The 223-nt window shown below is 66.8% G+C and carries 1 protein-coding gene; it reads left to right on the top strand.

Features of this window, described 5'->3' with window-relative positions; genetic code table 11:
- On the top strand, window positions 1-223 hold a 223-nt coding region (locus SNR22_RS29545; protein WP_320069904.1), incomplete at both ends, for a thiamine pyrophosphate-dependent enzyme.

Genomic DNA, 223 nt, shown 5'->3' with positions numbered 1-223 from the left:
GCCAGAACTGAACATCCCCCGCGAACGGATCGTCTTCGTCTCCGGCATCGGCTGCTCCTCACGCTTCCCGTACTACATGAACACCTACGGCATGCACTCCATCCACGGACGTGCCCCCGCGATCGCCTCCGGCCTGTCGGTGTCCCGCCCCGACCTGTCCGTCTGGGTCGTCACCGGCGACGGCGACGCCCTGTCAATCGGCGGCAACCACCTCATCCACGCC

It is taken from the genome of Micromonospora sp. RTGN7, assembly GCF_033804645.1.
Classification (GTDB): Bacteria; Actinomycetota; Actinomycetes; order Mycobacteriales; family Micromonosporaceae; genus Micromonospora.
The sequence above is the reverse complement of the archived record's forward strand: the minus strand, read 5'-3'. Positions and strand labels throughout refer to the sequence as shown.